Origin of the sequence: Arthrobacter sp. 131MFCol6.1, from assembly GCF_000374925.1 — a bacterium.
GTDB lineage: Bacteria > Actinomycetota > Actinomycetes > Actinomycetales > Micrococcaceae > Arthrobacter.
In genome coordinates this window covers 12,204-32,085 of record NZ_KB895552.1, presented here as the reverse complement: position 1 = coordinate 32,085, position 19,882 = coordinate 12,204, and the positions used below count along the sequence as shown (strand labels likewise).

The window sequence follows — 19,882 nt, the reverse complement described above, 5'->3', positions numbered from 1 at the left end:
CCGAACGTACCTGCAGCATTTTTCCACGCCTCGCAAACTGCCAGGCCCGTCCAAAGAGCACGGTGGGGGACCGTCATACGGGCCGCGTTAGGACTGGGCATGTGCTTCGGGAGCCGGTGTACTGGGCCAAGGGATGGGCTTCGACGGCGATGTCGAGTTCTTCCAGGGTCGGAGGGTTCGCTCCCGGGCGCTGAACGGTAATGGCCGCGGCTGCAGCTGCGGTGTGTCCAAGCTGCTCCAGGACAGCCGGGGCGAAGCCTTCGGTTCCTCGGGTGAGAAAGCCCAGGATCAGGGCGGACATGTAAGAGTCCCCGGCGCCGATGGTGTCGGCAACCTTGGACTTCACGGCAGGAATGCTGATGTTAGCGGCGGAGGTGGTGAATTGTGAGCCGTCGGCGCCCTTGGTGATGACGGTAAGTCCGGTGCCCAAACCGAGGATGTGGGCCGCGGTTTCGTCCAGGCTTTTTTGGGGGTACAGCCATTGGGCGTCTTCGTCGCTGAGTTTGACGACGTCGGTTAAGGGCACGAGCTCTTCGAAGGTGGCTTTCGCTTCTGCATGGCTGCCGAGCAGGGCCGGCCTGATGTTGGGATCGTAGGTGATCATGCAGTCTCTGTGGGCCTGTTCGAGCAGTGATCTCACCGCACCGGCACCGGGTTTGAGGAAAGTGGCGATGGAACCGGTGTGCAGTATTTTGGGGACGAAGGCGGGGACTGCTGGGGCAAGGTCCCAGGTGATGTCGAAGTCGTACCTGGCGGAGCCGTCCGGTTCAAGGGTTGCTGTTGCCGATGCCGTCCGGGTGAGGGATCTTGATCCGGGCAGAAGTACGACTCCGGCGCTGCGGAGATGAGTTTCGATAGAGTCTCCCCGCGCGTCCGGGCCAATGGCCGTGAGCAGACCTGTTGTTACGCCGAGGCGGCCGAGTCCGTAGGCGACGTTGGCCGGTGAGCCGCCGGGGTGTTCCACAGTGCCATGCGACATTGTGACCACGTCGATCAGCGCTTCGCCTACGACCATGACGTCGGGGGATTGGTGAGCGCCGGGCCGGGCTGTTTTGAGGTAATCCATGGTGTGTCTCTCGTGGGAAGCTGATAGCGGAGCTGGTTCAGAGCCGCGTCAGTCCGCGGACCGGCAACCGGATCCGCGGACTGACATAAGCGCAGCAGTTGTTCAGGCGGTGGCTGCACCGGTCATGATCGCAACTGCATCGGTCATGGTGTGTGATTGCGGGGTGATGGTGGCAGCGCATTTGCCGAGGCGCTGGATGTGGATCCTGTCCGCCACGTCAAACACGTGGGGCATGTTGTGGCTGATCAGGATGACTGGCAGGCCACGGTCCCGGAGGTCCCGGACCAGCTGCAGGACCTGGTTCGATTCCCGGACGCCGAGTGCCGCCGTTGGTTCGTCGAGCACGACCACCTTTGAACCGAAGGCCGCGGCGCGGGCCACGGCGACAGCCTGGCGCTGGCCGCCGGACAGGTTCTCCACCGGCACCGTGACGTCCTGGAGCGTGGAGATTCCCAGCCGGGTCAACTCCTGCCTGGCCTTCGTGCGCATGCCTTTGGTGTCAAGCATCCGGAACACGCTCCCGAGGAGTCCCGCACGCCTTTCCTCCCGGCCCAGGAACAGGTTGGAGGCGACGTCCAGAGCCGGCGAGACCGCCAGGTTCTGGTACACCGTTTCGATGCCGTGGGCACGGGCGTCCTGGGGGCGTTTGAAGTGGACGGGCTGCCCGGACACCATCAGCTCGCCCGTATCCGGAATCTCAGCACCGGTGAGGCACTTGATCAGCGTGGACTTGCCTGCACCGTTGTCGCCGATGATCGCCAAGACTTCACCCGGGTACAGGTCCAGGCTGACGCCGTCCAGGCCTACGACGCGGCCGAAGGTCTTGACGAGGTTCCGGGCCTGCAGGATGGGCTGGCGTACTTGGGTTCCGGCCGGCTCCAGGTGGGTGGAGGTCATGATTTCACCTTTCGGATCCACTGGTCGATGGACACAGCGAGGATGATGAGGACGCCCACGGCGAGGGTCTGGTAGAGCACGTCAAGGCCTGCGAGGGAGAGTCCGTTGCGGAAGACGCCGACGATCAGGGCGCCCAGGAGGGTTCCCCAGACCGACCCGCGACCGCCGAAGAGACTGGTTCCGCCGATGACCACGGCGGTGATGGAGTCCAGATTCAGGTCGACGCCGGCGTTGGGGCTGGCTGCGTTGGTGCGGCCGATCTGGATCCAGGCGCCGACGGCCAGGACGGCGCCGGCGGCGAGGTAGACGCTCATGAGGACTTTGCTGACGGCGATGCCGGCCAGGCGGGCGGCTTCCTTGTCATCGCCCACGGCGTAGACGTGCCGGCCCCAGGCGGTTTTGCCGAGGATGAACGCGATGGCGATGTAGAGCAGGAGCATCACGACGACGCCGGTGGAGATCCTGACCGGGCCCACCGGGAATGTGGTTCCGGTCCAAGTCAGCAGGGGCGGCATGGCCGAGCCGCGCACTGTCGCGCCGTTGGAATAGAGCAGCGTCAGGGCGATGAAGATGTTCAGCGTGCCCAGGGTGACGATGAACGGCGGGAGCCGGAACCGGGTAACCAGGAATCCGTTGAGTGCTCCGGCGGCGAGTCCGACGACCAAGCCCGCGAGCAGCGCGATTGGCGCAGGCACTCCGTTGTTGACAGCGAGTTGGGCCATGACCATGGACGAAAGGATCATGACGGCGCCGACGGAAAGGTCGATGCCTGCGGTGAGAATGATGAGGGTCTGGGCGATGGCCAGGGTGCCGACGACGGAGACCTGCTGGGTGATCAGGGAGAGGTTTTCAACCCGCAGGAACCTGTCATTGAGGAGGCCGAACACGACCACCGAGATGAGAAGTACGAGGGCGGGGCTGACGGCGGGGTAGCGGTGGAGGATATTGCGTATCCGGCTGAGCGGTGTCTGGCGGTCAAGGAATTCCTCCGCCAGGTCGGCATGCCCGGCGCTGGGCGGGCCTGCGGTCTGTTGCTGGGTCACGATTGGTCCTGATCTTCCGTGATGGTTGCTAGGGCGGCCCTAGCTCGGTAGGTGCGGGGCGGGGAGGCCGATAGCGGGCTCCGGCCTCCCCGCCCGCAGTGAAGCTGGGTGGGGGCTACTTTCCCCAGCAGATGTCGGAGGCTTCGGTGGTGGTGATGCTCTTGACGCCGTCGGCCGGCTTGTCTGTAACGAGCTCGACGCCGGTGTTGTAGAAGTCCAGCCCCGGTGAGTTGGCCGGCTTCTGGCCGGTCTTGGCGAGGTCAACGATGGCCTTGACGCCCAGTTCGGCCATCTTGACCGGGTACTGCTGGGCCGTGGCGCCGATAACGCCGGACTTGACGTTGTTCACGCCGGTGCAGCCGCCGTCCACCGAGACGACCAGGACGTCCTTTTCCTTGCCGGCGGCCTTCAGTGCCTCGAAAGCACCCGCTGCTGCAGGTTCGTTGATGGTGTAAACGACGTTGATGTTCGGGTTCTTGGCGAGGAGGGTTTCCATGGCGGTGCGTCCGCCGTCTTCGGCGCCCTGGGAGGCCTGGCTGCCGACGATCTCATAGTCGCCGCCCTTGCCGCCGGTGTACTTGCCGGTCTTGGCTTCGTCGCCGTTCTTCTTTTTGTCGGCGGTGTCGATACCGAGGCCGGTCAGGAAGCCCTGGTCCCGGTTGTAGTCAACTGAGACGACCTTGTCGTCAAAGAGATCGACGAGGGCAATGGTCGCTTTTTTCCCGTCCAGCTGGGCTGCGGTCCATTTGCCGATCAGCTCGCCGGCGGCGAAGTTGTCCGTGGCAAACGTGATGTCGGCGGCGTCGGCGGGATCCGGCGGGGTGTCCAGAGCGATAACGAAGAGCCCGGCGTCCTTGGCCTTCTTCAGGGCGTCCACTACGGACGGGCCGTTGGGGGTGATCAGGATGCCCTTGTCGCCTTTGGAGATGGCGTTCTCGATGGCCTGGATCTGGGTGTCCTCGTCGCCGTCAGCCTTGCCGGCTGCGAGCTTGAGGTCCACGCCGCCGGCCTCGGCCGCCTTCTTCGCGCCGTCCTGCATAGAGACGAAGAAAGGGTTGGTCGTCGTCTTCACGATCAGGGAGACACCGACCTTTTCGGCGGCCGAGCTGCCGGGGTTGGCCGCGGGGGTTCCGCCGCAGGCGGCAAGGCTGAGGGTGCCGAGGGTCAGAACTGCGCCCATGGCGAGCAGGCGGTGGGTCATGGTGCGCGGTGCTTTGGAACTCAACATTGAATCTCCTGTTTTCGTGGCACTTTCCGATGCCTGACAACGATGTCAGGCATCATGTAATCAGCGTCACAAGGTAGAGTCAATGAAAATTCGATGATGAAGGACGATGTGATGACAACGATGTCTAATCGTTACCAAGCGGACCCCGGGAAGAATCGCCCCACGATGCGCCACGTCGCAGCATTGGCAGGAGTGGGTATCAAGACGGTTTCCCGCGTGATGAACGACGAGCCAGGCGTCTCCGAAGCCACCCGGCAGCGCGTGCTGGGCGCGTCCCAGCAGCTCAACTACCAGCTGGACATGGCGGCCGGGAGTCTCCGGCGGACCGGGCGGCAGACGCTTTCGATCGGCCTCCTGCTGCCCAGCGTGGCCAACCCGTTCAGCAGCGAGGTCCACCGTGCGCTGGAAGACACGCTTGCGGCCCGCGGCATCGCCGTCTTCGCCGCCAGCCTCGACGACGACCCCGAACGGGAAAAAGCCATGGTGGCCGCGTTCCTCGGCCGGCGGGTGGATGGCCTGGTCCTGACTCCCATAGCGCGGAGCCAGTCCTACGTCATTCCGGAACACTCCCGCGATCTGCCGATGGTGTTCATCGACCGTGAACCCGTGGGCATCGAGGCGGACGCCGTGGTGACGGACAACGCTGTCGGAGCCGCCAGGGCAGCGGCCCACCTCGTGGCGCACGGCCATACCAGGCTTGCCTGTCTGGGCGACCGCACGGACATCCAGACCGCCCGGGAACGGCGGCGCGGCTTCATCGAGGAGCTGGGCCGGGCCGGCATTGCAACATCCACCGTTCCGGTCCGCGACGGACTGCACGATGAGGAGTCGGCACGGCTGGCCGCGCTTGAACTGTTCACGGCCGAGGACCCGCCAACGGCCATCTTCTCCAGCCAGAACCTCGTCACGTTCGGCGTCATGCGCGCGCTGAAAGAGCTCGGGTTAAGCAAGCGCGTGGCCCTGATAGGGTTCGATGACTTCACGCTGGCGGACATGATGGATCCGGGCATCACGGTCATTGCCCAGCATCCCGAGAGGATCGGGATGCTTGCAGCCGAGCGGTTGCTGGCCAGGATCGACGGCGACGATAGTGCGCCGCAGACCTACGTCGTTCCGTCCGAACTCATCCAGCGCGGCTCCGGGGAGCTCCCCCCGGCCTGATGACCCGAAATTCCACCACTGCGGCCAATCCACAACAAGGGAAAACCATGATCAAAACGCTTTACGCAGAGTTCACCGTCAAGCCCGGCAGCGAAAGCCGGGTTGCCGAGATGATGCGCGAACTTACAGAACACGTCCGCCGCGAACCGGGCAACCAGCTATTCATGCCCTACACGCGGGAACGAAACCCCCGCGAGTACTTCGTCTTCGAGGTCTATGAAGGCGACGCGGCATTCCAGGAACATATCAGCGCAGCCTATGGCGCGCGTTTCAACGCTGAGCTCGCGGAGCACATCGAGGAGGACGGCTCAGTGCTGACCTGGCTCCAGCCGGTCGAGTAATCTACGGCCTGCCTCAGCGGAGGGGCCGGCCGGCGGTTCCCAGGCCCGGTTCGCCAAAATCGTTGACTTGTCTGATGGACATAACTTAGCGTCCTTCGCACTGACAACGTTGTCTATTGACGACGCGCGCGATGAAGGGCGAAACAAGCAGATGACCAGAACGACCACCCGCAGGACACATACCGTGTCTGCACTGACGCTCTCGGGACTGATGATGGCCGCGGCACTGGCAGGTTCCCTGCCGGCGTCGGCCGCTTCAGGCCTCGGAGACGAACCCTACCGGCCGGCCTTCCACTACACGCCCGCAAAGAACTGGATGAACGATCCTAACGGAATGGTCTTCCACAAGGGCGTCTACCACCTCTACTACCAGCACAACCCCTCCGGAAACACCTGGGGGAACATGTCGTGGGGCCACGCCACGTCCACGGACCTGACCCATTGGAAGGAGCAACCGCTGGCCATCTCCACCGATGACCAGGAAGATGTCTTCTCCGGAAGCGTGGTGGTGGACAAGGACAATTCCTCGGGGTTTGGCACTGCGGAGAACCCGCCCCTCGTGGCCATCTACACCAGCGCGTACAAGGATGCCTCTGCGCACCGCGGCCTGCAGGCGCAGTCCCTGGCCTACAGCCTGGACGACGGCCAGACGTGGACCAAGTACTCCGGCAATCCCGTGCTCAACCGGAACTCTGCCAACTTCCGCGACCCGAAGGTGGTTTGGTACGACAACCCGGCCGGCGGCGGCTACTGGGTGATGACCGCGGTCGAAGCGCAGGAGCACAAGGTGGTCCTCTACAAGTCCGCCAACCTCAAGGATTGGTCGGCGCTGAGCGAATTCGGGCCAGCCAATGCCACCGGGGGACAGTGGGAATGCCCGGACCTGTTCCCGCTCGCCGTGGACGGTGACCCCAGCAACGTCAAGTGGGTCATGGTTGTGAACATCAATCCCGGCGGCGTGGCCGGCGGATCCGCCGGCCAGTACTTCGTCGGAAACTTCGATGGCACAACCTTCACGTCCGAGTCCACCAAACCGGCCGCGGCGCTTCCTCCCGGCACGGTCCTGGCCGGGTTCAACGACGGAAACTACAGCGGCTGGACCGTCAACAACGAGCCCGGCAACTGGAAGAACGGTCCCTTCGGTGACACGCCCGCCTCAGGCACCCTTCCCGGCCAGAGTCCCGTGACCGGCATTGGCGGCAGCGGTCTGATCAACTCCTTCGACGACGGCGACTGGCCGCTCGGGTCCATGCAGTCACCAACCTTTACGGTCTCCGACGACTATTTGAACTTCCTCGTAGGCGGCGGTAAACACCCGCGAGTCTCCGACAAGCTGGACAACACCCCACCCGAGGGAGAGCTCAAGTTCAACGGCTTCGAGGTTCCCCCAGGGACGACACTGGCCGAGGCCGGCTGGACCGGAACCGGCGACCTGACACCGAACTTCCAGCCCGCCAGCAGCGGCGGGGACTTCTACATCGGGGCCAAGCGGATCAACACCTTCGATACCGGCACCGCACCGGGCGATGACCGGCAGGGCACCCTGACATCACCGGAATTCCCCATCACCAAGAATTTTATGAGCATGCTGGTCGGCGGCGGCAACCGCTCCGCGGACTCCGGACAGATCCTGGCCGCCCAGTTGCTCATCAACGGCAGCGTGGTCCGCTCCCTCGCGGGAGACAATTCCGGAATCCTGAACTGGAAGGGCTGGGACGTCTCCGAATTCGCGGGACAGAATGCCCAGTTGCGGGTGGTCGACCAGGCTACCGGCGGGTGGGGACACCTGACCCTTGACCATGTCATGCTCACCGACAGCGCCGCTGTTCCCAGGTCCGACGAAGAATCCGTAAACCTGGTAGTCAACGGACAGGTGGTCCGTACGGCCACCGGAAACGACAGCGAAACGCTCGACTGGGCATCATGGAACGTCAAAGAATTCGTTGGCCAACAGGCGCAAATCAAAGTCGTCGACAACAACCGATTCGGCTGGGGGCATATCCTCGCTGACGAGTTCATAGCGAGCTCCACAGCGGCCACAACCCGGCTGCAGTCCTATGACTGGCTGGACTACGGCCGCGACTACTACGCCGCCGTGTCGTTCGCCAACATGCCCGAAGGCAAGCGGGTCATGCTGGGCTGGATGAACAACTGGGACTACGCCAACGCCATCCCCACCAACCCGTGGCGCAGCGCCATGTCACTGCCGCGTGAAGTGAAACTGATCCAGACCCCGGCAGGTCCCCGACTCACCCAAAGCGCCGTGAAGCAGGTCGACAAGCTGGCCCAAAAGCCGCGCTACTCGACCACGAACGGCATCCGGATCGCGGAGGGGGCAGTCCCGTTGCCGGCGGCCGCCTCCGGCCAGGTCCAACGAGTCGACATCACGTTCGCTCCGGGCACGGCCAAGAAATCCGGCATCACCGTGCTGGGCGACGGGACATCATCCACCGTCATCGGCTACGACGCCACGGCCGGGAAGCTCTTCGTTGACCGCACCAACTCCGGCAACAGCGCGTTCCACCCGGCCTTCGCTTCCGTCGAGGACGCCCCCGTCACCCTGGACAGGAAGGGCAACATCACCCTGCGGATCTACCTCGACCGCTCTTCAGTCGAGGTGTTTGCCCAGGACGGTCTGCGGACCATCACCGACCAGGTATTCCCCAACGCCGGAGCAGACAAGATGGCCCTCTTCGCAGAAGGCGGGACCGCCCAGCTCAAATCACTCATCGTGACACCGCTGGAAAAGGCAATGTTCCTCCCCGAAAGGAAGTAACCCGGCCCACCGCCTGGCCTGCTCCCAAGGAGTTGGAACTGAAGGGACTGCGTCCGGCATTGCACCGGGCGCAGTCCCTTCAGCGTGTCCGTCACCGCAGGGGGCACGCTGACGCTGAAGTCCTTCAGCTACCTGCGTTGGCCTTCACCTGGTGATCAGCTGTTGCCCGCGGGGCCGGGGATCCGGACGGCCCTGCCGCTGACCACTATTCCGCCGGCAGCGGGAATGTCCACGGTGAGCAGGCCCGGCCGGCCGACGTGCCTTCCCTGGTGGATGAGGACTCTCGACGGGGGATCGACCAGGCCCAGGACGCGCAGGTAGGCGCCGACCGCCGCCGCGGCGGCCCCGGTGGCGGGGTCCTCCGTGATGGCACCGACAGGGAACAGGTTCCGGGCCTCGAATTCGCCATCTGCGATCGGGTGCAGGACGGCCACCGTCGCGGCCCAGCCCTGTTTGTCCATGAGCCGGCGCACGGCCTCCGGATCGAAGGAAAAGGAGTCGAAAAGATTGCGGTCCGCGACGACCAGCACCGGATGCCAGTTCCCCGAATACGCGATCCGCGGCGGATAGCCCGGATCGAGATCGTCCCGGCCGACGCCGAGCAGGCCAAGGAGGTCGGCCAGGACGTCGTCGTCGAAGGCGGCCAGCTGTGGTTCAACGCCCGTGAATGATGCGGTGATGTCGGCGCCGTCGCCCGCTGTTTCGATGCGGACAGGGCCGACGGGGGTCTCGAAGGTGAAGGCGCCTGCCCCGTCGCGTGCGCTTAGCGCAACGGCCAGCGCAATCGTCGCATGGCCGCAGAATGGCACCTCGGCGATTGGCGAGAAGTACCGAACCTGGCTCCGGCGCGGGTCCCCGCCGACGCCGGGCTCCGTCACGAAGGCCGTTTCCGCGTACCCGACGGCGGCCGCCACCGCCAGCATCCCGGCGTCGTCCAAGTGGCGGGCATCCAGCACCAGGCCGGCAGGATTGCCGCCGGTGGGCGTCGTGGAAAAGGCCGCGTAGCGCAGGACCTCCGGGGTGGTGTTTTCCATACCCCGATCCTCCCATGCCGGGTCACCACATCACGGGCCCGCGTTGTGGCTGTCGAGCAGGGTTAATGAATCGCAGACAGGCCCGTCTGCGGGAGCCCAGTACGTGTCGGGAGGATTCGACTGCGACCATACCTGCATCTGAGGGCTCAAGGGCCCCGATTGGGACAAGGCATGTCAGACCGCTAGCAGTTGACCTCGGTCCTGAGGTCGCGGATCGCGGCCTCGACGTTGGAGGCTTCGTCCCGGAGGGAATCAGCGGCCTGAGCCAACGTGGCGTCGTTCGGCACCGCGGCGACGGCGGCATTGAACTTGGCTTCGGCGGCCTTAACCGCATCCGCCCGTTGTTGGGCGAGGTTCTCGCTTGCCTTGGCCAGATCCTCGTAGGTCGCCGTGACCTGGTCTTGGGCGGAGTGGACCTGCTCGATGGTGGCGTCCGGCGTCAGCGTGGCCTTGAAATTCGCTAGGGCCGCGGCATGGGCATCGGCAGCAGCGCAGACTTCTGACACGCTCGCGGGCGGGCTCGAGATGGCCGCGGTGGGGCTTGGGGTGGCAGCCGGCGGACTGGTTGGGCTGCATCCGGTGAGCAGTACGACGGCGGTCGCAAGCGCGATGGATCCCACGACGATTGCGTGCGGTCTCGACATTTGGAGGCTCCTCTCCCAGCTGGGCTCGCCCCCGGGCATTGGGGCACCGAAGGGCATATCCATCGTCTGCCCGGACGCCGGTGCGGACCTCATCCGCCGGGGGTGAAATGAGTGGTGGGAGTGCACGGCCAGCCGGCACGGGCCCAAAGGCCCTTTTGGGACCGGCGGAACGCGGGTATTAATGGTTGAGCCACGGCGGGACGGGTCCTCCGCGACTGGTGTTGAAGCCGGGGCGGGCGGTCCAGGGCGGATGTCACAAACTTCCCTGGGCCGCCGCGGCGCTGATGCGGTTCGCCGCTGTTCCGGCAATAGCTTGCCGGAACAGCTCTCGGGAATAGCTCAGCGGAACAGCTCATCGAAACAGGTCGCCGGGACAGCCCGGAACCATACGAATGCGACAGGGCTTTGGCTTTGACAAAGACAGGGCCTTTGGCTCTGACAAATGGGAGGCGCGGCGGTGTCCGCCCGGACGTATGCTGTTTTCATCGGTTCAGCAGTGAGCTGCGTGCTTTGATTTCGAGCGTGGAACATGACCCAAGGAACTGCAAGAGACGGCCGGCAGGATCGTTATGCCTCCTTCTGGGAGCTGCACTTCAACGACCCGGATGTCGGTGCCTTCCTTAGCGAAGCCGTGAGTGACTTTGTCGACGACATCGGTGGTCCCGGCCGTGGGATCAGCTGGGCAGTCACACTGGTCTGGTCCGCGGAGGCCCTCACGCTGACCGCGGGCAGCGCACCGGCGCGGGCCGCCGACGAGGCGCAGCGTTCCTTCGACGACGGGCCCGCCCGCACGGCGGTCCGAAGCGGCGAATTTGTGTTCGTGGGCGACACTTCCCTGGAGCGGCGCTGGCCCGGGTACGCCAGCGCCGCCGCAGCCTTCGGGGTCCGGTCCCTCGTGTCCGTTCCACTGGTCCCGCAAGAGATCTTCCATGCCGCAGTGAACCTGTACGCCCCGTGGCCGCACGTCTTCACCAGCGCAGACATCATCGCAGCGGCTCGACTGGCCCGCTACATCTCCCGTGCACTGCGTTTGGTCCAGGAACTGGCGCTGCGGTCCGGGGGCGGCGCAGATCTCTCCTCGGCGCAGCTCTCCCGGGCACTGGCCGGGCTGGCGCTGCGGACGCTGGTGCGGGAGTACGGGTTTAGCGAAGAGGGGGCCCTTGACTACCTTCGCAGCGTTGCGGGCGGAGCCGCGCGGGAATCGTCCGGCGGCACGGTCCACGTCCTGGTGCCCGATTCCGTTCCGGCCCAGAACGTGCCCCAGCCCAGTCCCTATGCCCCGGTGCCACGCGGCGGAGACACGCCTCCCGTCCGTCGACGGCGGCGCAGGACGGGAACACCGGCCTAGGCGGACATCGGCACGAACCCAGCGGTCCCGGCAAGCCGGGCTCAGCCAGGGCAGCGGTCAGGCCGCGCTGGCGTCTTCGGTCCCGTGGGCGTGGTCTGGCCGGAGGATCTTCAGTGCGCCGGCCCACGCGATCACTTGGTCAAACAGGGTCTGCAGGCTTCTTTCCGCGGCCGCCGTCGGGATGAAAGTGCGGTAATTCGCAAACTCAGTGGCCAGGGGCAGCGCCACCTGGGCCCGGACGTCGGCCATCTGCAGCTCCGCGGCCACTGCGCGGAAGTGTTCGACGGCGCGGATGCCGCCGCTGCTTCCGTAGCTGACAAACCCGGCGGCCTTGTTGTTCCACTCCTTGTAGAGGTAGTCCACCGCGTTTTTCAGCGCTCCGGGGATCGAGTGGTTGTACTCGCCCGTGACGAAGATGTAGCCATCGAATCCGTCGACAGCTTCGGACCAGGCCTTAGTGTGCCCGAGGCTGTAACGGCCCAACGAGGGCGGCATTGGCTCGTCCAGCAGCGGAAGATCAAAATCGGCGACGTCGAGGACGTCGAAGATGGCATCGCCGCGTTCTGATGCCCGGGCATTTACCCAGTCGGCGACGGCCTTTCCGAGGCGTCCGGGCCGGGTGCTCCCGAGCACGATAGCGATGCGGATCATGGCGGGCTCCTTTCCGGAAGTTGTGTTAGCCCACACTAAGAACAACAAAACGGAGAGCCCGAAACTTCCGCAACCGCCGCCGCCCCGGGGTTCAGGGCTTGCGCGCGGCGCGTCGATGGTCCGGCAGGATCCGTCCGCCACGCAGGACGGTCACGAGGTCGAAGCCCGGGTCAACGGCGATGATATCGGCGCGCATACCAGCCCGGAGGCCTCCGATCTCGGTCTCCAGGCCCAGGACCCGGGCCGGAACCAGGGTGGCCGCGGCGACGGCGTCCGCCGGACTCACTCCCGCCGCGATGGTGGTGCGGACAACCTCCAGCAGGGTCGCCGTGCCCCCGGCAAGAGCACCGCCACTGCGCAGCGTGGCCACGCCGTCGTGCACCGCAACATCCGCGGCGCCGAGTTCGTAGTTCCCGTCGGGCAGCCCGGTCGCCGCCATGGAGTCCGTCACCAGCGCGATGCCCCCGGCTCCGACCAGGTCAAACACCATCCGGACCGTCTCCGGGGCGAGGTGGACGCCGTCGCCGACGAGCTCGACCACGACCGTGCCGGCGGCCGCCAGCCGCAGGCACGCGGCCACCGGTCCGGGACTCCGGTGATGCAGGGGAGGCATGCCGTTGAACAGGTGGGTCACCGTGGGCCGGGCATGCGGCCCGAAGGCCCCGGAAACCGCGCCCGTGCCGATAAGGTCCGCGGCTTCTGCCAGCGATGCGGCCGCGACGGGGGCAGGCGCATCGGTATGGCCCAGCGAGGGGGTCACGCCGTGGTCCGTGAGGATCCGGAGGAGCTCACTCGCGCCCGGCAGTTCGGGGGCGTACGTCATGGTCCGCAGGGCTCCGCCGGCCGCCGCCACCAGCCGCCGGAGCAGTGCAGGGTCGGGGTCACGGAGCCACCGCGGGTCCTGCGCGCCGCAGCGGGCGGCGGCGAGGAACGGGCCCTCGGAGTGGACGCCGGCGATCAGTCCCTCGGCTGCCAGGACCTTGAGTACGCCGAGCGACCGCACCAGCTCATCGTCAGGGGCGGTGACGAGGCTGGCCAGGAGGGTGGTGGTTCCGTTGCGGTGCAGGAAGTCAACGGCCGCCCGGCAGGTCCGGTCATTGCCGGCCGGGAAACCGCCGCCCGCGGCGCCATGGCAGTGGAGGTCGACAAGCCCGGGAAGCAGGGAGCTGCCGGGCGGCAGTGGCAGCTCCTCCGCATTCGGGAAATGCGCGGCGTCAAAGCCGCCGCTGGGTCCCGCGTAGGCGATCCGGCCGCCTTCCACTGCCACCACGCAGTCCGGTGTGCAGGCGCCGTCCGTGATGAGGGCGCCCCGCAGGAGGTAGGCAGGAGCGGCGGCGGCGTCGCGGTCCTCGAGGGGCAGGATCATGGTGCCTGGTTTCTGTGTGGCCGGGCGTTGGCGGGCAGGTACGGCTAGTTGAAGACTAGCTTGGCAGGTTCCGGAGCCAACGCCGAGCCAAACCTAACGCAGCACCACTGTCCTGTTGCCCTGCAGGATGACGCGTCCCTCGCAGTGCCAGCGGACGGCGTTGGAGAGTGCCCTGCATTCGGTATCGCGTCCGGCGGCCACGAGATCGTCCGGGCTGAAGGTATGGTCCACCTCCACCACTTGCTGGGAGATGATGGGCCCTTCGTCCAGCTCCGCGTTGACGTAATGGGCGGTGGCGCCGACCGTCTTCACGCCCCGGGCATGCGCCTGGTGGTACGGCTTCGCACCCTTGAAGCTGGGCAGGAAGGAGTGGTGGATGTTGATGGCGCGGCCATCCAGCTGGCGGGTGAGGTTGTCGCTGAGGACCTGCATGTAACGGGCCAGGACCACCAGTTCCACGTCCATCCGGTCGATCAGTTCCAGGAGCCGCTGTTCGGCCGCAGGCTTGGTGTCCGGGGTGATCGGCACATGGAAGAAGGGGATGCCGTGCCATTCGACGGTCCGTCGGTGGTCGGGGTGGTTGGAGACGACGCCGACGATCTCGATGGGCAGTTCTCCGGTGCGTGCCCGGTACAGCAGATCGTTGAGGCAGTGCTCGAATTTCGAGACCATGATCAGCACCCGCCGTTTGGTCCCGTGCCGCCGCAGCTCCCAGCGCATGCCGAACTTTTCGGCGACCGGCACAAACGCATCCCGGAGCAAATCCAGCGTGGTGTGGTCTCCGGCCGACGCGAAGTGGACCCGCATGAAGAAATGGCCGTCCAGTTGAGAGTCGAACTGTTTGCTCTCCAGGATGTCGCAGCCCTGGTCCAGCAGGAAGCCGGACACGGCGTGGACTATCCCGCGCGTTTCAGGGCAGTCCAGGGTCAGGACGTGCTCAACGGTGTCGGGTGTCTGAACCTCGGCCATGGTCAGCACTCCACGACGTTCACGGCGAGGCCCCCGCGGGAGGTTTCCTTGTACTTGGTTTTCATGTCTGCTCCTGTTTCGCGCATGGTCTTGATTGCTTTGTCCAGCGAGACTTTGTGGCTGCCGTCGCCGTGGAGGCACAGGCGGGCGGCGTTGATGGCTTTGACGCTGGCGATCGCGTTGCGTTCGATGCAGGGGATCTGCACGAGCCCGCCGACGGGGTCGCAGGTCAGCCCGAGGTTGTGCTCGATCCCGACTTCGGCGGCGTTTTCCACCTGTTCCGGGGTGCCGCCCAGCACTTCGCAGAGTCCCGCCGCCGCCATGGAACACGCCGATCCGACTTCGCCCTGGCAGCCGACCTCCGCCCCGGAGATGGAGGCGTTGATCTTGAACAGGATCCCGACGGCGGCCGCCGCCAGCAGGAACCGGATGACGCCGTCGTCGTCGGCGCCCGGGACAAACTTGACGTAATAGTGCAGCACGGCCGGCACAATGCCGGCGGCGCCGTTGGTGGGGGCTGTGACGATCCTGCCGCCCGCGGCGTTTTCCTCGTTGACGGCCAGCGCGAAGAGGTTCACCCATTCCATGGCGAGCAGCGGGTCGGCAGGCACGTGGACGAGCGAAGGGTTCCGGGCATCCGCCTCGGCGCTGAGGGCGGATGTTGCCAGCGTCCGGAACAACGCCGGGGCGCGGCGTTTGACGTTCAGCCCGCCGGGCAGGATGCCCTCGGCAGCGCAGCCGTTGTCCACGCATTGGCGCATGACCGCCCACAGTGCCAGGAGTTTTTCCCGGAGGTCGGCCTCGCTGCGCCAGACGAGTTCGTTGGCCAGCATGACGTCGGAGACAGACATATTCTCGCGACGGCATATTTCGAGGAGTTCGTCAGCTGTTGTGAACGGGTAGGGCAGCACGGTCTCGTCGGCCACCACGTGGTCAGCGCCTTGTGCGTTGCCATCGACGACGAAGCCGCCCCCAATGGAATAGAAGCTCCGCTCGCTGAGGACGTCGCCGGCGTGGTCAAGCGCCCGGAAGGTCATGCCGTTCGGATGCGCCGGCAACGACTTGCGGCGGTGCAGGACCACGTCCTCATCCCAGTTGAAGTCGACCCGGTGATGGCCGGCGAGCTGCAGCTCCGCATCCAGGGCAGCGGCAGCCACCTGGTCATCTGCGGTGCCCGTATCCACGCTCTCGGGGTCCTGGCCCTGAAGCCCCAGGACGACGGCCTTGTCCGAACCGTGGCCCCGGCCGGTGGCGCCGAGGGAACCAAACAGCTCGGCCTGCACCCTCGCCGTTGAGCTCAGATGCCCATCGCTTTTGAGCCCATCGGCGAACCGCTTGGCCGCCCGCATCGGGCCGACCGTGTGGGAGGAGGACGGCCCGATGCCAACAGAAAACAGGTCCAGGACGCTGAGCGCCATCAGGGAACCTCGGTGGACGCATATTCGCGCATGGCGTCCAGGAGCCAGCGGCCCAGGAACTCCGCGAAGGATGCCCGCGGGAAGATCCGGTAGGTCTCGTCCCCGGTCTTCCACAGAATGGCGGGGATGCCGCCGATTTCCGTGGACAGCGCCGTCCCGGGCTTGAAGACCCGGGGGTGCAGGTCCAGGGCGCAGCCCTTCTCCAGCACGGCACTGGCCCGGGGCCCGGAGAGCTCAAGCGTGGTGCGGTTGGCGGAGAGATCCACCACCTGGCCCTCGCCGTCGCCCAGTGCTGCGATGAGAGCCCGGGGGAGTTCGCCGCCCAGGCTTTCGTGGGATTCGGCGGGGGCCACGAGCAGGAATTCTGCCGGGCCCAGCCACAGCACCGCGGTGTCGCCGCTGCCGCGGACTTCCCCCGAAGCGGAGGGCAGCCCTCCGGTCACAGTGCCCAGCCGCTTCCCGGCCTCGCCGGCCGGATCGACCCGGAGCCCCGCCATGGTCAGGAACGGCACCTCGCGCAGCTCCACGGTGCCCGGAACGGACCCCGCTTCAAAAGCTGTCCTCAGGACCGACGCCGGGCTCTTCCGGAGGGTCTGGATCTTCTTGGAATTTTCGAGTGCTGCTGTGTCAGCCATCTTTACGGGCCCCTTCAGAGTCAAAAAGTACTGTTTCTGCGACGACAACGTCAACCAGCTGATCGCCGGCGGCGGCCACCAGGGTTTCGCCAATGCGGTTGCGCCCGTTCTTGATCAGGGCCAGCGCAAACGACCTGCCCAGCGCCGCGCTGTGGTAGCTCGAGGTCACGAACCCCTGCATCGGCACGGGGCCGTAGGCGGGGTTGACGGTGATGCCCTGTTCCACCAGCTGGGTGCCTTCGGGGAGCCGGATGCTGCCGTCCACGGGGAGGACGCTGACCAGGTGTTTCCGGTCGGCGCGGCCGGCGTCCTTGCGGGTGTAGGAGCGTTTGCCGATGAAGTCCTTGACCTTGGACACCACCCATTCCATGCCGGCGTCCTGTGGGGTGACGGTTCCGTCGGTGTCCTGGCCGACGATCGGGTAGCCCTTCTCCGCCCGCAGCACGTGCATGGTCTCGGTGCCGTACGGGGTGATGTTGAACTCCACGCCGGCCGCCGCCACGGCCTCCCAGGTGCTCAGCCCGTACCAGGACGGAACATTGATTTCGTAGGCCAGTTCGCCGGAGAACGAGATCCGGCAGACCCGGGCTGCAACGCCGGATGCCAGGGTGGTCTCGCGGAACGTCATGAACGGGAAAGCGTCGGCGTCCAGGCCGCCGTCGACTGCCAGTTCCGGCGCCACTTTGGCGAGCACGGCGCGGGATTTTGGTCCGACGACGGCGATTGTGGACCACTGCTCCGTGACGGAGGTGCAGTGCACATCCAGTTCAGGCCACTCGGTCTGCAGCCATTCCTCCAGCCAGTCCAGCACCTTGGCCGCGCCGCCGGTGGTGGTGGTCATGAAGTACCGGTCCTCGTCCAGGCGGAGCGTGACGCCGTCGTCGAAGATCATCCCGTCCGGGGTGCACATGACGCCGTAGCGGGCCGAACCCGGAGCGAGTTTCTTGAACGCGTTGGTGTAGATGCGGTTCAGGAACTCGCCGGCATCCTTGCCGCGGATCTCGATCTTGCCCAGGGTGGTGGCGTCCATGAAGCCCACGGATTCCCGGACGGCGGCGCATTCGCGAAGGACCGCGGTGTCCATGTCCTCGCCGTCCTGCGGGTAATACCAGGGCCGCTTCCATTGGCCGACGTCTTCGAAGAGGGCGCCCTGGGCGACGTGCCAGGGGTGGATGGAGGTGAGGCGGGCGGGGTCGAAGAGTTCGCCGCGCTGGCGGCCGGCGAGGGCGGCGAACGCCACGGGCGTGAAGGGGGCACGGTAGGCGGTGGTCCCGATTTCTCCAATGCCGGGTGTGCCATCGGCAGGTTCACCGCCGCCGTGCTTCAGCGCGGCAGCGATCACGCCGATCGCGTTCACCCCGGAGGTCTTGCCCTGGTCGTTCGCGGTGCTGATCGAGGTGTACCGCTTGACGTGTTCCACCGAGCGCATGCCGGCCCCGGTGGAGCGGAGGACATCGGCCACGGACTGGTCGCGCTGGAAGTCGACGAAGTGGCGGTGCCAGTCCGCCGGACCGCCGTCCTCCCCGGGAACCAGCCACAGCTGGCGGGTCGGGGCGGAGGCGCGCGGCGGCGCGGGCGTTGAAGGTTCGACGTCGGAGTCGAAGCCCGCGGCCAGGACCGCTGCGGCCCCGGCGGAGACGCCTTCGGCCACGCAGTCGTCGAGGGCGAAGGTGCCGCGGCCGGAGCCGGCCACCTGCTGGTTGGGAACCACGCTGTTGGGGACGAAGGCGGCGAGGTCCTCGTCCCAGCGGAGCCTGCCCTGGCGCTGGGAGTGCAGGTGCACCACGGGTGACCAGCCGCCGGAGACGGCCAGCAGGTCGCAGGCGAGCTGTTCGATGCCCGAGGTGAGTTCGCCGGCGTCGTTGATGCTCCGGACGGTCACGCCGGCGAGCCGGCCGTCGCCGGACGCATCGGCCGTCGTGTTGGCGACGGCGCTGCCGATCAGCACCCGGGTGCCGGCCGCGGCGGCCGCCGCGGCGGTTTCGCTCAGCTGTGCGCGGGCATCCACGACGGCCTCGACCTTGATGCCGGCGGCGCGGAGGTCGGCGGCCAGGGCGTAGGCGCTGTCGTTGGTGGTGCTGATGACCACGCGGGAACCGGCGGCGACGGCGTAGCGGTTGAGGTAGCTGCGGACCGCGGAGGCCAGCATGATGCCGGGGCGGTCGTTGTTTTCGAAGACCAGCGGGCGCTCATGGGCACCCGGGGCCAGGATGACCTGGGCGGCGCGGATGTGCCAGATCCGCTGGCGGGACACGCCGGGTGCGGCCGGGGTCAAGAGATGGTCCGTCCGGTTCTGGGCCGCGATGACGTAGTTGGAGTCGTAGGAACCGAAGGCGGTGGTGCGGTTCAGTACCGTGCACTCGGCTGCGGAGATCAGTTCGGCTTCAACATTGGCCACCCATTCCAGGGCGGGCTGCCCTTCGATGGTCTCCGCGAGGGCGGGATCGGTGGATCCGGACAGCAGTGATCCGCCGAGTTCGGGCTGGTCGTCAATGAGGATGACCCGGGCACCGGCGCGGACGGCTTGCCGCGCTGCGGCCAGGCCTGCGGGCCCGCCGCCGACCACGAGGACGTCGGTGTGGACGTATTTCTTGTCGTATTCGGCGTGGTCTTCGGCCGGGTCCAGTTTTCCCAGTCCGCTGAGGTACTCGGCGCCGAGGCCATCCACGAGGGACACCGTGGTGGCGGGGAGCATGGATTCGGCCACGTGGCCCGGGAACCGGGCGGCGACCTTGACCAGGGCGTTGGATTCCTCCACCCCGGCGGACATGATGCCGCGGGGCCGTCCCTCATACAGGGAGTCACCCGCGCGGAGCCGGCCGTTGGCCAGCAGCGCGGAGGCGAGGGTGTCGCCGGGGTGGCCCGTGTACTCACGGCCGTCCAGGGTGAAGCGCCAGGTGACACTACGGTCGATGCGGCCGCCGGTGCTAAGACGCGCGGGCTGCGGCTGAGCGGTCATTTGACTGCTCCTTCCGGGGATACGGGGCTGGTGAGGGTGGGGGCTGTGGTTCCCGTGGCTGCGTTTTCCTTGTCAGGGCGCGGTTCGCCCATCGGGTAGACGGCCTGGATGTCGTAGGTGACGGTGTCGCGGAGCATGTTGAACCATTGCCGGCACCCGGTGCTGTGCAGCCAGCGTTCGGCGAAGGCGCCCTTGGTGTTGTCGCGGTAGAACAGGTACTCGGCCCATTCGCGGTCCGTGAGCTCTGCCGGGTTTTCGGGGTAGGCCACGTGGGCCTGGCCGCCGTAGTGGAATTCGGTCTCGTCGCGGGGACCGCAGTTGGGGCAGGGAATCAGGAGCATGTCCT

17 protein-coding genes are annotated in these 19,882 nt (G+C 66.4%); 4 read left to right on the top strand and 13 right to left on the bottom strand.

Features of this window, described 5'->3' with window-relative positions; translation table 11 throughout:
- Positions 1 to 73: 73 nt before the first annotated feature.
- The 4 genes from C566_RS0117155 to C566_RS0117140 form a co-directional block, all read right to left on the bottom strand.
- Positions 74 to 1,066 carry a carbohydrate kinase family protein gene (locus tag C566_RS0117155; RefSeq protein ID WP_018775589.1) on the bottom strand — a complete coding sequence of 331 codons (993 nt, stop codon included), beginning with the start codon at positions 1,064 to 1,066 and terminating at the stop codon, positions 74 to 76.
- A gap of 102 nt (positions 1,067 to 1,168) precedes the next feature.
- Complete coding sequence (locus C566_RS0117150; protein WP_018775588.1) at positions 1,169 to 1,963, bottom strand: ATP-binding cassette domain-containing protein; 795 nt, start codon at positions 1,961 to 1,963, stop codon at positions 1,169 to 1,171.
- Positions 1,960 to 3,006: an ABC transporter permease gene (locus C566_RS0117145; RefSeq protein ID WP_018775587.1), complete on the bottom strand. Its 1,047-nt coding sequence runs from the start codon at positions 3,004 to 3,006 to the stop codon at positions 1,960 to 1,962. Before C566_RS0117145 ends, C566_RS0117150 begins: the two co-directional genes overlap by 4 nt.
- A gap of 115 nt (positions 3,007 to 3,121) precedes the next feature.
- The gene (locus C566_RS0117140) at positions 3,122 to 4,234 is read right to left on the bottom strand and encodes a substrate-binding domain-containing protein (protein ID WP_018775586.1); all 1,113 of its coding nucleotides are present in this window, start codon (positions 4,232 to 4,234) and stop codon (positions 3,122 to 3,124) included.
- A gap of 165 nt (positions 4,235 to 4,399) precedes the next feature.
- On the opposite strand from C566_RS0117140, the gene C566_RS0117135 reads away from it, so the two are divergent.
- The 3 genes from C566_RS0117135 (at position 4,400) to C566_RS0117125 (ending at position 8,512) form a co-directional block, all read left to right on the top strand.
- Positions 4,400 to 5,395, top strand: coding sequence for a LacI family DNA-binding transcriptional regulator (locus C566_RS0117135; RefSeq protein WP_018775585.1), 996 nt, complete (start codon positions 4,400 to 4,402; stop codon positions 5,393 to 5,395).
- 47 nt (positions 5,396 to 5,442) lie between these two features.
- Entirely contained in the window at positions 5,443 to 5,736 is a 294-nt protein-coding gene (locus C566_RS0117130) for a putative quinol monooxygenase (protein WP_018775584.1), read from the top strand.
- A gap of 214 nt (positions 5,737 to 5,950) precedes the next feature.
- Entirely contained in the window at positions 5,951 to 8,512 is a 2,562-nt protein-coding gene (locus C566_RS0117125; RefSeq protein WP_231386418.1) for a GH32 C-terminal domain-containing protein, read from the top strand.
- Positions 8,513 to 8,667: 155 nt separating this feature from the next.
- On the opposite strand, the gene C566_RS0117120 is transcribed toward C566_RS0117125, so the two are convergent.
- Both C566_RS0117120 and C566_RS0117115 read right to left on the bottom strand, forming a co-directional pair.
- A complete protein-coding gene (locus C566_RS0117120; protein WP_018775582.1) occupies positions 8,668 to 9,546 on the bottom strand; it encodes a PhzF family phenazine biosynthesis protein in 879 nt (292 codons plus the stop codon).
- 182 nt (positions 9,547 to 9,728) lie between these two features.
- On the bottom strand, positions 9,729 to 10,190 hold the full coding sequence (locus tag C566_RS0117115; protein ID WP_018775581.1) for a hypothetical protein: 462 nt from the start codon (positions 10,188 to 10,190) through the stop codon (positions 9,729 to 9,731).
- Positions 10,191 to 10,719: 529 nt separating this feature from the next.
- On the opposite strand from C566_RS0117115, the gene C566_RS21720 reads away from it, so the two are divergent.
- On the top strand, positions 10,720 to 11,538 hold the full coding sequence (locus tag C566_RS21720; RefSeq protein ID WP_018775580.1) for a GAF domain-containing protein: 819 nt from the start codon (positions 10,720 to 10,722) through the stop codon (positions 11,536 to 11,538).
- Between the two features lie 57 nt (positions 11,539 to 11,595).
- Here the strand turns inward: C566_RS21720 and C566_RS0117105 are convergent, their stop codons facing one another.
- From C566_RS0117105 to C566_RS0117075, 7 genes are all read right to left on the bottom strand, one after another.
- Complete coding sequence (locus C566_RS0117105) at positions 11,596 to 12,189, bottom strand: NADPH-dependent FMN reductase (RefSeq protein ID WP_018775579.1); 594 nt, start codon at positions 12,187 to 12,189, stop codon at positions 11,596 to 11,598.
- Positions 12,190 to 12,280: 91 nt separating this feature from the next.
- Entirely contained in the window at positions 12,281 to 13,555 is a 1,275-nt protein-coding gene (locus tag C566_RS0117100; RefSeq protein ID WP_018775578.1) for an N-acetylglucosamine-6-phosphate deacetylase, read from the bottom strand.
- A gap of 93 nt (positions 13,556 to 13,648) precedes the next feature.
- Positions 13,649 to 14,524, bottom strand: coding sequence for a formyltetrahydrofolate deformylase (gene purU / locus C566_RS0117095; protein WP_026266796.1), 876 nt, complete (start codon positions 14,522 to 14,524; stop codon positions 13,649 to 13,651).
- Between the two features lie 2 nt (positions 14,525 to 14,526).
- Positions 14,527 to 15,942: an L-serine ammonia-lyase gene (locus tag C566_RS0117090; protein WP_018775576.1), complete on the bottom strand. Its 1,416-nt coding sequence runs from the start codon at positions 15,940 to 15,942 to the stop codon at positions 14,527 to 14,529.
- Positions 15,942 to 16,577, bottom strand: a complete 636-nt coding sequence (locus C566_RS0117085; protein WP_018775575.1) for a sarcosine oxidase subunit gamma — start codon at positions 16,575 to 16,577, stop codon at positions 15,942 to 15,944. Before C566_RS0117085 ends, C566_RS0117090 begins: the two co-directional genes overlap by 1 nt.
- Complete coding sequence (locus C566_RS0117080) at positions 16,570 to 19,536, bottom strand: 2Fe-2S iron-sulfur cluster-binding protein (RefSeq protein ID WP_018775574.1); 2,967 nt, start codon at positions 19,534 to 19,536, stop codon at positions 16,570 to 16,572. Before C566_RS0117080 ends, C566_RS0117085 begins: the two co-directional genes overlap by 8 nt.
- Positions 19,533 to 19,877, bottom strand: a complete 345-nt coding sequence (locus C566_RS0117075; RefSeq protein ID WP_018775573.1) for a sarcosine oxidase subunit delta — start codon at positions 19,875 to 19,877, stop codon at positions 19,533 to 19,535. Before C566_RS0117075 ends, C566_RS0117080 begins: the two co-directional genes overlap by 4 nt.
- Between the last annotated feature and the right edge of the window lie 5 nt (positions 19,878 to 19,882).

Bases quoted from the DNA above. Each gene is read 5' to 3' on its own strand.
- C566_RS0117155 (WP_018775589.1), bottom strand. From the start codon at position 1,066: ATGGATTACCTCAAAACAGCCCGGCCCGGCGCTCACCAATCCCCCGAC.
- C566_RS0117150 (WP_018775588.1), bottom strand. From the start codon at position 1,963: ATGACCTCCACCCACCTGGAGCCGGCCGGAACCCAAGTACGCCAGCCC.
- C566_RS0117140 (WP_018775586.1), bottom strand. From the start codon at position 4,234: ATGTTGAGTTCCAAAGCACCGCGCACCATGACCCACCGCCTGCTCGCC.
- C566_RS0117135 (WP_018775585.1), top strand. From the start codon at position 4,400: ATGCGCCACGTCGCAGCATTGGCAGGAGTGGGTATCAAGACGGTTTCC.
- C566_RS0117130 (WP_018775584.1), top strand. From the start codon at position 5,443: ATGATCAAAACGCTTTACGCAGAGTTCACCGTCAAGCCCGGCAGCGAA.
- C566_RS0117125 (WP_231386418.1), top strand. From the start codon at position 5,951: ATGGCCGCGGCACTGGCAGGTTCCCTGCCGGCGTCGGCCGCTTCAGGC.
- C566_RS0117120 (WP_018775582.1), bottom strand. From the start codon at position 9,546: ATGGAAAACACCACCCCGGAGGTCCTGCGCTACGCGGCCTTTTCCACG.
- C566_RS0117115 (WP_018775581.1), bottom strand. From the start codon at position 10,190: ATGTCGAGACCGCACGCAATCGTCGTGGGATCCATCGCGCTTGCGACC.
- C566_RS21720 (WP_018775580.1), top strand. From the start codon at position 10,720: ATGACCCAAGGAACTGCAAGAGACGGCCGGCAGGATCGTTATGCCTCC.
- C566_RS0117105 (WP_018775579.1), bottom strand. From the start codon at position 12,189: ATGATCCGCATCGCTATCGTGCTCGGGAGCACCCGGCCCGGACGCCTC.
- C566_RS0117100 (WP_018775578.1), bottom strand. From the start codon at position 13,555: ATGATCCTGCCCCTCGAGGACCGCGACGCCGCCGCCGCTCCTGCCTAC.
- purU (WP_026266796.1), bottom strand. From the start codon at position 14,524: ATGGCCGAGGTTCAGACACCCGACACCGTTGAGCACGTCCTGACCCTG.
- C566_RS0117090 (WP_018775576.1), bottom strand. From the start codon at position 15,942: ATGGCGCTCAGCGTCCTGGACCTGTTTTCTGTTGGCATCGGGCCGTCC.
- C566_RS0117085 (WP_018775575.1), bottom strand. From the start codon at position 16,577: ATGGCTGACACAGCAGCACTCGAAAATTCCAAGAAGATCCAGACCCTC.
- C566_RS0117080 (WP_018775574.1), bottom strand. From the start codon at position 19,536: ATGACCGCTCAGCCGCAGCCCGCGCGTCTTAGCACCGGCGGCCGCATC.
- C566_RS0117075 (WP_018775573.1), bottom strand. From the start codon at position 19,877: ATGCTCCTGATTCCCTGCCCCAACTGCGGTCCCCGCGACGAGACCGAA.